Genomic DNA, 10,835 nt, shown 5'->3' with positions numbered 1-10,835 from the left:
CAGCACCGTGATGATTTAGTCAGCCGTTACGCGATAGCGTCCGGTTCGTCTCCGATAGCCGTGGGCTAGCGCCGAATGGCTCTCGCTTTACCAATTCCCCCCTTCCAAAGGGAGGGTGAAATAAAACGGAACGACCTTCTGCGAGAGGGGGATATGCTTGGCGTGCCTTCTATCGCTTCATGCAGCACTTTTTGTACTTTTTGTTACTGCCGCAGGGACATGGTTCGTTTCGCCCCACCTTCGTCCCGGTGTTTCTCAGCGTGCCGACCGGCGGTTGGTGTGGCGCCGGTTCAGTGTGGATTGGCGTGTTCAAATAGGGATGACGTTCAAACGAGTCGGAAGCGAATGCGCTCTCCGCAAACTGACAGCCCTGCTGGACCACTTCGTTGATTGGTTTCCATTGTATGACCTCCGTTCTTACAACTTCGTTTGCGTCCTGTGGCTGTTGAAGACAAATCTTGGCCGATTCAGAACTCAGATGGAAATGCGAGACACCCTCGGCGGTCGCCTGTTTCATCAACGGGTCATTCTCGGGGAGAGACAGCAGACACGCGGCATCGAAGATCGCCGCCTTGGGCATCAACGTGCCTGTTTTTTCAGCCTCTTGACTCAGTGTTTCCCAAAGCTGACGCAATATTTGGATGCATTTTTCACGACTCAGGTATCCGTGATAAACAGAAAGAACGAAGTAGAGGACGCAAGACGCTCGATCGATATCGTTTCGGTCTGAATCCTGAATGCGATCCAACATCGGTTGGGTTTGGCCTGCCAACAGGTGAGGCAATGCTTTGATCAAATGCGTGTCGATTGAGTCGCCAAACCATTCTGTTCGTCGCTCGCATGGAAGATCAAGGAGTTCCAGGAATGGATCGGCACCGTCAAATAAAACTCGTCGGGTGTCGCAGTTGCTGGCCAGCAGGAGGGCAGCCAAATAGGGACCGTTGCTATCGAGCGTTTCACCGTTCCTAGCGGATTTGATTCCGTTTCGAACTTGTTCAAAAAGCGGTTCAACCGCTTGGTCGATGTTCAGGTTGAGTTGTTCGACCGCTTCCTGCGGGTAGGTTTCATAGTTCGATTGATCAATGGCGGACAACCACTCTTCTATCCTGGGCGTCTCCACGTGGCGTGGGCGAAAGAACGAATGCTTGGGCAACGCTTGGCAACGTGCTCGGATAGGATCGAGATCATCGGTCGTCCAGGCGAATGCGTGCCAACTGGAAAGGAAGCTGATTGGATCGGCAAGCATTTCGCGATCGCCCTCAGCACGTTCACGCAAAAAGTTCAGTTGGCGTTCATCCGACATGGAAACGAAATCTCCTGCTCGAACATAGTTATCGCAGAGTTGGTCTCGTTCCATACAGGCTACTGCTAGCTCTTTGAATTCCAGGCCGCCAATGTCAATCATCGAGGCCATCACCATCGATGAAAACAAGTCCTGTTTCAGATGTTGCCGTTGTTGAATCCACGTGAGCACCCACTGGACGGCAACCGCGTCATCCAACGTCTTCTCGGACACAAAATTGAACAACGCTTCGACCAATTGAAGCTTGATGTAATCGCTGACTTGCTCATCCTGGACCAGCGAATCCAACCATTGGCAATAAGTTGAGATGTTGTTGGGATCCGCAATCGCGGTCACGATGGCACGAGTGAAACGTTGAGTGATTTCGCCGCTACAACATTCAATGGTGTCTTCTTCGCACCGCAGGAATTGGTCAAACCAATCTCGCAAAATCGGCTGCGGGTCGATGCCGAGCAAGTGGTAGCAGAGAAAAACGTCCGAAGGACATGCCCCAAGGCCCTTTCGGTTCGAGTCGGTCGCTCGATTCAAACGCGACACCAAAGCGGGCATGACCTCCGAGCCTCGGCTGATCAGCTCTCGCATCACGCCCGCAGGTAAAACCCCTCGTCGAAACTGGCCCAAAGACTCGACCAGTTGAGCGGTATCGATGTCTGTTGAAGAATTGATCATTGAATCTCCATCCTGAACGATCTGGGAAAGCAGCAGTGAGTTTAACCGGGATCCACAATCAGGCGATGGGCCTGAAATCCGCCGACATGCATTTTGTGCCGCCCTAAAAAGGGTAGTCGTCAATCCTGCCTTCGCAGTCTGAGTTGGAGACTCTTGCTCATTCTTGTTCATCGATTTGCGACTGGAAGTCGGCGACTTTCGCCAACAGTTCGGGATGCGTCGCGGACACGCCCTCCAACATCTTTTGCGTCCAAGTTTTTGGATGTCGTCGCCGGCAAGGATTCGCTTTTGAACCAAATCGATGGCAAGCCAATTGCCGTGTCCTTGAATCGCCGTGAACGCCTCAGTGCGATCACAAGTCTGGATCGGAAGTCCATCGACAAATTCACAGACTGTTGGGCATCTCGCCTTGCCAGATTGAGACCTCGTCAATCCATCCGTCGAAGTTTCGACCCGTTTCTTCTCGGTGCCCGCCAATCACCAGCCCTCCGAATTCGGATGCAGGCCCAGGAACCGGAAGGGAATGCTTGGCGATCAGGGTGTCGTTGAGAATCAGCGACAGCGATTCCGTGTCGAATACCATGACCACGTGGTTCCAACGATCGAGCAGCATCTCACGGTCAACCAAGGTGTCGAAACCGCCTTGTGATTTGGGCGTAGGAGCCGCCTCCGGTTGCGAGGCTGGCTGCAACGTGTGCGTGTACATCTGCAGGTTCACTTTGTCTGCGTCATTTGCCGCACGCATCCCCAGCGAGAGATGCCAAGCTGATTTCGAGGACTCGGTTCCCTCCGCCGTGCTTTCGAGCAGAAAGTGTCGTTCCGCGGTGCCGTGTGCAGGCAGACTGGTTGGTTTGATCCACAGCGAAACGGTGTGATGGGCCGAGTTGTCATCCAAGAAACTGCGGGGAACACGAACATACTGTTCCTGCAAACGATCGAGTTTCAATGCACCGCCGGAGACGCCTCCTTCGCCGACAACCTGGGCATCGTTCCCTGCGACCGCATCAATCCGATGGCCGAGAATCGATTCGTTTTCCAAGTCACCATCGAATGACCAGTGGGCTCTCAATTGGGAGGTGGGTTTGAAGGAAGCGTCCGCGGTCAACGATGCGAGTGGGATTTTGACTTGACGGTTCACGACTCCGTTGGGTTGGCGGTACTCGGCCGTCAACATGGGAGCGTCTTTTGTCCCGTCTGCGGTCAAGGTGAGGAACTGCCAACCTTCCACCAATGACCATTCCAACGACGGATGAGGAACGTCGAGCGCGGTAATCGTGTGGTCGTGCCCCGGTGAAATCACGAAGTCATGGAGGTCATAGCCAACACGCTGAGGATGGATCAAATGGCGGGCGACGTGGATGTCCCCGCCCAACAAAACAACCCCCGAGATGCCTTCTGTCTTGATCACATCCAGCAACGCGTCTCGCTCGTACCAGTAGGTGAACATGTCATCCGTTTCCCGGTTCTTCTTGTCTTCCCAGATCGCACCTTGTGCCAAGACTTTGAAAGGGGCTTTGGACGAACGCAATCCATCGAGCAGCCATTCCCATTGTTCGGTTCCGAGGCAAGTCGGCTGTGTTTTGTCGGCGGGCGAGGGATCGGTTTGTGAAAAGTAACGCGGATCGAGAAAGAACACGTCGATCATCCCCAGGTCAACCCGGTGATAAACGCCTTCCTTGCCATTGCCGTATTGCGAATGCGCACGGTAGTTCACAAACCCGCGACGGGTGTCGACTTTGCCTTCCATCACGTTGCGGCCGTTGCCATTGTTGAGCCCAAAGTCGTGGTCGTCCCAGGTTCCAACAGTGGGTGTTTTGGCTGACAACGCGGCCAAGTCGGGCATCTGCAGGAATTCGCGATGCCTTGCCCGCACCTTCTTCAGATCGGTGCTGTCGATGTATGGGGTGTCGCCCATCAGGCACACGGCGTCGAGGTCCAACCCCTGCATCTCATTCCAGATTCCGTTGGGCTCGATGTCGACACAGGAAACGAATCCGACGGAAACGCGTTCTCCATGCCGAGCCGGATTGGCGGTTCGGAACGAGTGTTGATCGTCCGCCTCCACCAATGTTTCTCCGGTTTTCGTGTTTGTGATTTGGTAGTGGTACAGAGTGTTGGGGTGGAGATTGGTGAGTCGAAACTTGGCCACGAAATCATCTTCCTGATGACCGACCGATTCGACTTTTTGAACCGCAGTGCCATCCGCAAACACAGTCAACCGCAGTGATTGCTCGGACTCACCCACGCGATACAACAAATTCGCGGAGGTGCTGTCGACAGTTCCCACGAGTGGACCAACCACATCGTTTGCATTCGCCGGGGCGCTCAGTGCGAACGAGGCCAACCAAAGAGATCCGAGCAAGAAGAATGGATGAAGTTTTGAAAGGTTCATGGCGGTCAGAGGCGGGAGCGTTCTAGGTGGGAGAGCTTTCGAGAATTCTAAGCCGAGCAAGTGTGTCTTGCGGACAAGCCGTTTTGTATCGTTGCGGTGGAGAATTCCAAGGCAATTGGATGATACGAAAGTCGACGGCGAATGCCGTGAGCAGGTCAGCAACACATTGGAAATGTTGACACAGGGGGCTCCAAGCGTCCATTGGTTGAGATGAGCTCACGCTGCAATACAATTTGACAACTCACGCCTTGGTGGCTTATCTGGACGGGCTTGAATGCCGATCGTACGAGCGTGTGAATTGGAGACAGATTCGCGGACTCGTCGCGTCGTCCACCACGATCAACCGTCACTCTTACCTTTGACAGACCACCCGCCTGGACTGATTCACTTATCATGTCGACGCATTCACTTCACATCGTCACGGGGGCAGCCGGTGTCGGTAAAAGCACCTTTGGGAGAACGCTGGCAACGAAGTTGGCGGCTGGGTTGCTGGACAGCGACACGGTGACCGAACCTGTTGTGCGAGCTGGCCTGAAGGCGGCGGGGCTGGATCCCGCTGATCGGGACAGTCCCGAGTACAAGCAATTGTTTCGAGATGCGGTGTACGAATGCCTGTTCGATACCGCAGCCGAAAACCTTCCCCACGTGAGCGTTGTGATTGTCGGTCCGTTCACACGAGAGCTGACGGATGCTCGTTGGCCGGACCAACTTCGCGACCGTTTTGGCGTCACACCAAAGATTTGGTACTTAACATGCCATGACGACGTGCGGAGGCAAAGGATCCAGCTTCGAGGTAACCCACGAGACCATGGGAAATTGGTTGATTGGGCACAACATGTTCGCGATGCACCTCCGGCCGAGCCCGCTTTCGATGTCGAACACGTCGATACAAGCCAGTTGGGCGAACAGGACTGCACTGCGTCCATTGAATCTTGATTCAGACGAGTTGCGAAATGGCTGCAGTGTCGCTTCAACGATGTCTCGGTGGCTTTCGAAGGTTTTATATATCCGACGCGTCACTCCACAATCATTTCACCGTTCATCACCATCCAGTGGCCGGGGAACGTGCAGAGGAATGGATAGCGGCCCGGTTGAGAAGGGGCTCGGAAATGGACGGTTTGGGACTCGCCGGGGCCGACCACGTCGGTGGCAACAAGAACGTCTTCGGTGTCGGGGATGTAGTGTCGAGCGAAGGCTTGCGGATCGGCGATCAATTGGTTGGCGAGTTCACCGACACGTTGCAATTTTCCCGGACGCACCAAAGCCCAGTTGTGAGGGACCACATCGGGATTTGCCAACGTGAACGCCAAAGCCTCACCGGCTTGCACTCGAATGAGTTTGGTCTGGTAGGTCAGGTTCGTTCCCGTCTTCAGTTCAATGGCGCGTGAATTTGGGATTGGGGATCCCCATGGATTGGGAACGCGAATCGCATTCAATGCTAGGTCGCTCAAAATGGGATGTGCGGCAATCGTCTTCTCGATCGGTTGATAGCCTGGGAAGTCTTGGAACGCAGCGTCCAGACAATGAACAGTGATGAACAAGTCGTGTCCAGTTTCCGTTCGCCCGGCGGTCAAACACTGGTCGTCCGCGTTGACGTGCAAACGCAGATGCAATTGATTGACGGGTTGCAAACCGGGGATCTCCAAGAACACGGTGCGCGAATCGGACGAGACATGCGTTGACGTGATCTCCAGCGGATCGTGTCCGGCGACGCCAGGGTGCATGGGGGAATATTCCGGCGAACCATACGCTCCGCTGTATCGGTAATTCCAACACTGCGCGAAGTGATTTTTCACGTTGGTTGCGGTGCCTGGTTCGACAGGCTCTGCAAACGTGATTCGCACTCCGTTTTCGTGCACATGGAAACTCGTTGGAACTTGAAACGAATGTCCCGTGTAGCGGACTCGTTGGAATCCACCTTCTTCCGGCACATAAGCTCCCCACCCCTGTGATCCGGACACATAAAGCTGTCCATCGGTTGGCGAGAATCGACCGCGATGAGCTCCCGAGAGGAAATCACTAGACATAGGAACCACGGCTGCTTGCGTTTGGCCGTCCACCTCGTCTTGCAACACCGTGAACCAAGTCCCCGTCCCAAACGAGAAGTGCAACAACTGGTTTTGCAGAGGCCCCCAAACTCCGGCTGGCACCAACGCTTGACCGCCACTGGAATTGTCCAGCCCGCGAGGCAAGTACGCTAGCGGCAGCGTCGGAGGTTCGTCTCCGCGCGGACCGCGATACCCATAGTGTGGTGGACGATCGCCTGTTGAGACATCAAACGAATTCGGCACGGCACAAATCATCGAGGCAGGTGTCCAACCACCTTCGCTGCAGGGAACCGTCAGCGTGCCATCGGGCAACATCCCCAACCCATCCGGGTTGCGAAATCCGGTGGCAATCACTTCCGCGCGGCTGCCGTCAGAAGAAATCCGCAAGAGACCCTGGTTGCCTGATGCCGTGTAGAAGTTCCCTTCCGAATCTCGCTGCAATCCACAGATGAAGTCATGCCCTGCCGGGGACGTTTGAAAGGCGTTGCTGAAACACTCGTAGAAGTCCGCTTCCCCGTCACCGTTGATGTCTGTTAAACGAGTCAATTGGTCGCGACACTGCACATAGATTCCATCTTCGGCAACAACCATCCCCAACGGTTGGTGCAATCCGGACGCAAACCGTCGCCAAGTTGCTACGCCCGACTCGTCGGCAGGTGACTGAATGCCACTGACATGCCACACGTCACCCTGCATGGTGCAGACCAAGGCACTGCCATCGGGAAGAAAGTCATGTCCGGTGCAGAACAACAATGCCTTCCACGGGTTGTCATGCGGCAGTTCGATCGTGTCGATTGCAAACGGACGCCCATTGCCGGGAATGATTTTCGTTTGAATGGTCTGCGGCCACTGGGGCGGTCCGCCAGCCAACGCTTTTCGCATTGGGTGTTCGCCGGCTGGCACACGCTCGACGACCAGGTGTCCGTCTTTGATTCGCGGCGAATCCAGGTATTCGGTCTCGCCGATGCGGTACGCGAACACCACGCGATCACCCATCCGATAAAACCCGTGATATTCAAAGGGCTCGTCGGCTGCAGCGTCTCCTGAAGAGACGCTCGTTGGAATTGGGATTGGATTGCCTTGCATCTTCAGTCCGCTGACAAAACCATGGCGGACAGAGGAGGTCTTTACAAAACCACCATTCCAGGCCGCTGCGTAACTCAATGTGTCCGGGTCGAAGCAGATTGAGTGTTCATCTGGGCCGCCCAACTGCACACAAATACCTCGCGGCACGGTCTTGCCATCACCACGAAAAACGCCTGCCAACACTGAGCCTTGGATCGTGTTCTGCCAGTCGTCACTGGCCCAGGTTTCTTCCGTTTGGTTGCCCCAGTGTCCATGTTGCCCACCGTCGAGTCCAGGATAAGGCGACAACAACATTGGAACCGTATCTTGCTTTCGAAAGTACTCTGCTTGCTTTGTATAGAAATCGTAGACTCGGTCGCGGTTCACATGATGCTTCGCATGTTGCCAGCGTTCCGGGCTGAGCGGTTCAGCGTCGTATGGGAACGCAACCGGACCATGCGATTGAGATTGAGCCAACACGTGCTGGAGTTCGCTGGACAATGACGGTTTGTTGTTGGTGACCTCCGCTAAAAAGCGAATCAAGTCCCGCTGTTGCTCTCGTGTCATCGCAGCGGCCAAGCCCGCGGGCATGGGAGTGCTTCCCGCGATCTCATCGACGATGTCATCCGCATCGATCACGGTTTCCTTTCCCGTCGCGGGATCCTTCAACGTCACGGAATCATCGCCTGAGTTCACTCGGTAACCGGTGAAGATCTGCCCTTCTTCGGTCAGGACTTTCCAGCTCACGTACTGGGGGGCAACTTCGCGATCGGGCCACAGGACGGATTCCACCAAATGAGTCAATTCGCGAGGCTGTTTCATCGGCGAAAGTCTGGGGCCGACGGTTCCGCCATGCGAGCCGATCTGATGGCATGACAAACAGGCCGTCTTGGCACTGGCAAAGACTCTGGCGCCTCGCAACGCGTCACCATGTTTCATCGCGTCGCGGGCCAGTTCCCGTACGGTGTTCGGATCGTACGGAATCACCTTGGAAGTTTCGGTCGTCTCCGGCGTCTCTGTTGCACCAGACGGGGCAACATTTGATGACTTGCCGACGAACTGAATTTTGCCACTTTCAGGATCGCGTTCCCACAACCCGATCGTGTCGTCGTCCACTGAAACCTTCTCAGCGGCAGACGAGGACATCGGGCGAACTCCGCGAGTGACCCGCACCCAATCGATCACGCCATTGAATCGGAAGGATCATTGCACCAAACGTCCGATCCCAAACTGTCCGTCGATTCCTCGGCCGGGCGAGGGTGCAACACTTTGATCGGCCACCTGTTTCCCGTCGACGAACAGCCTCACTCGGGCCGGTTCGTAGACCATCGAGAACGTATGAGGCTTGCCATCTGTGACAACCGTTTGGCTGCGTACATGGTCTGGTCGTTTGCCAGGCAAATACGCGGTCAGGGTCCCGGTCTTGGCCATGCTGAACAGTTCCCAGTGGTTGGCTGACCGCTTGGTATCACTGCTGACCATAATGTTGTAACCAGAAGCAGAATTCAGCGTCGCCCGACATTCCACTGTGACGGGCGGTTGTCGATATTCAGGCTCACCTGGAAAGATTGCGCTGGTGCTCGGCGAGCTGGACTCGTTGGGCAGCATTCCGTCGGTGGCAGGAGGCAAGGGAGTCTTGGGTCGAGCACCGCCGCTACCTGGTTCCTTCAGTTCTTGGCGAATCCACTGCAGGCCTTGGATGTTCTCGGACAGGGATTCTTTGGCATCGAGTTCCGAACGATGATCCAGGATACCGATCGGGCCTTGATAGCCGCTTTCCAGCACGACACGAATCATGGCTTTTTCATGTTCGCCTTTGCTCAGTTCCAAGATCTTTGGATTGGCCCCGTCATTCATTCCATTCAGATTGAGACAGTGCAAATAGGGCTGCATCAACTCGAATGATTCTCGCCAGTCATGGATGTGTTCGTGACCGTGGTGCAGGTTGTACGTGATGCCCACATGATCGAATCCTCGCGAGCGCAATTCGCGACAAATGCCGACCAGATTTTCCGGTTCACCGGCCCAGCCACCATGGTTGTACAGCGACAGTTTGCATCCCAGGCGTTGAGTTTCCTTTGCGGCAGAGACCATCTTCTCGGCAGCTTGTTGGAGTTTTTCCTCCTGTGTGCCTTCGCGGGGATTGGGCGGCATCATCCAAATCTGCGGATGCAGGTCGTACTTCTCAAACAACCGATAGGCCTCGGGATGTCCACCCCAAAAGGCAAAGAACTCGATGCCGTGCTTGCGATACTCGAGAATTTCTTGCTCGAAACTTGGCACATGTTCGGCCCGCCAATCGTAGGCGCAGCGACGGATGCCCAGGTCGACCAGCATCTCCGCTCGTTCCGCGGGCGTTCGTTTGGAAGCATCAAAAGGAACGATGCACCACGCCACCAAATTGTCTTGACCCAAAACGTCCCGCGATGAGTTATCAGGCGACGTTCCATTCTTTGTCGATGAATCAAGTGATTGGGCAAACAGGGGAGTGGTCAGCAAGACCAACAACGTCTGCATCAGACGAGAGATCAAGGTGGGCATGGGGAATGCTTCAGGAGGGAGTGCGACCAGCAAGGTTCAGAGCAGAACGTTGAAGCGTCGAGACGGGGGGCAGATAGTATACCAGCGGATTGGATGGCCGCGTCGAACTCGTCGTCGACGCACAACGGCCAGTCTCAATCAATCGTGATGCGATCGGGACGCTGTTCATCAAACAAATGAACAGGTGATCGGTACCGCCTCAAACCAAGTTCACGACGGTTGAGTCGCTCCGGTGTCACACTTCGCCAAAACTCGTCCTGTTGCTTCCCACGAAACCGACGACCGACACGAAAGCACTTCTCCAAAAACTTTTCTCTGCTATTAAACAGCCACTCACGACACAGAGTCGTTCGTACAAACCCCGCTCCGCCCCTCAGGCCGGATCAAATAAGAACGTGCCGCCCGTCCCGCCTCTTCATTTGAAAAGAACAAACACCAGCGGTCCGCGTGATCCGGCGTGCAATCGAGACACGCCGTCACTCACCTCGGTGGATGGCTGGTACCATTCAGGAAATCATTCGGTCAGCGGACCGAACGGAACGGCCACTTAGTATTTTTTGGGCAGTGGACGAGGCGACGAGTCCTGAACTGGCGTCAAAACCAAGGACTCTTCGCCTCGTCGACTTCTTCTATGAAATGTTCGCTGCCGCCAAGTGGTGGTTTGGAAGTTTTTTGGTTTTTGATTGGCTTTGTCACAGCCGATCCGGTTCCCCATTCTTCTATCCGAGCTCAAGCGGCCCAAGTGGGTTGGTTGCGAGTTGGCGAAACGCCCCATCTACGGACGAGCGACTTGTTGTTCAAGCAGCCCAGTGGACGA

Annotated in this window: 6 protein-coding genes; 2 read left to right on the top strand and 4 right to left on the bottom strand. The window is 55.1% G+C overall.

The features are described 5' to 3' along the window. Positions 1-169: 169 nt before the first annotated feature. On the bottom strand, positions 170-1,972 hold the full coding sequence (locus ACF8AM_RS10050) for a YecA family protein (protein WP_392555511.1): 1,803 nt from the start codon (positions 1,970-1,972) through the stop codon (positions 170-172). 385 nt (positions 1,973-2,357) lie between these two features. Beyond that, on the bottom strand, positions 2,358-4,364 hold the full coding sequence (locus ACF8AM_RS10045; protein WP_392555510.1) for an alkaline phosphatase D family protein: 2,007 nt from the start codon (positions 4,362-4,364) through the stop codon (positions 2,358-2,360). A gap of 393 nt (positions 4,365-4,757) precedes the next feature. On the opposite strand from ACF8AM_RS10045, the gene ACF8AM_RS10040 reads away from it, so the two are divergent. Beyond that, a complete protein-coding gene (locus tag ACF8AM_RS10040; protein WP_392555509.1) occupies positions 4,758-5,300 on the top strand; it encodes an AAA family ATPase in 543 nt (180 codons plus the stop codon). An 80-nt stretch (positions 5,301-5,380) separates the two neighbouring features. Here ACF8AM_RS10040 and ACF8AM_RS10035 read toward each other — a convergent pair whose 3' ends face one another. Together ACF8AM_RS10035 and ACF8AM_RS10030 are read right to left on the bottom strand one after the other, a co-directional pair. Then, a complete protein-coding gene (locus ACF8AM_RS10035; protein WP_392555508.1) occupies positions 5,381-8,623 on the bottom strand; it encodes a DUF6797 domain-containing protein in 3,243 nt (1,080 codons plus the stop codon). Positions 8,624-8,680: 57 nt separating this feature from the next. Beyond that, positions 8,681-10,018, bottom strand: coding sequence for a hypothetical protein (locus ACF8AM_RS10030; protein WP_392555507.1), 1,338 nt, complete (start codon positions 10,016-10,018; stop codon positions 8,681-8,683). Positions 10,019-10,649: 631 nt separating this feature from the next. Between ACF8AM_RS10030 and ACF8AM_RS10025 the strand changes: the two genes are divergently transcribed. Continuing rightward, on the top strand, positions 10,650-10,835 hold a 186-nt coding region (locus tag ACF8AM_RS10025; RefSeq protein ID WP_392555506.1), incomplete at its 3' end, for a hypothetical protein.

Origin of the sequence: Rhodopirellula sp. JB055, from assembly GCF_043100905.1 — a bacterium.
GTDB lineage: Bacteria > Planctomycetota > Planctomycetia > Pirellulales > Pirellulaceae > Rhodopirellula.
The sequence above is the reverse complement of the archived record's forward strand: the minus strand, read 5'-3'. Positions and strand labels throughout refer to the sequence as shown.

What these genes read in the sequence shown, in the direction of transcription:
- ACF8AM_RS10050 (WP_392555511.1), bottom strand. Translation starts at nt 1,972, where the DNA reads ATGATCAATTCTTCAACAGACATCGATACCGCTCAACTGGTCGAGTCT.
- ACF8AM_RS10045 (WP_392555510.1), bottom strand. Translation starts at nt 4,364, where the DNA reads ATGAACCTTTCAAAACTTCATCCATTCTTCTTGCTCGGATCTCTTTGG.
- ACF8AM_RS10040 (WP_392555509.1), top strand. Translation starts at nt 4,758, where the DNA reads ATGTCGACGCATTCACTTCACATCGTCACGGGGGCAGCCGGTGTCGGT.
- ACF8AM_RS10035 (WP_392555508.1), bottom strand. Translation starts at nt 8,623, where the DNA reads ATGTCCTCGTCTGCCGCTGAGAAGGTTTCAGTGGACGACGACACGATC.
- ACF8AM_RS10030 (WP_392555507.1), bottom strand. Translation starts at nt 10,018, where the DNA reads ATGCCCACCTTGATCTCTCGTCTGATGCAGACGTTGTTGGTCTTGCTG.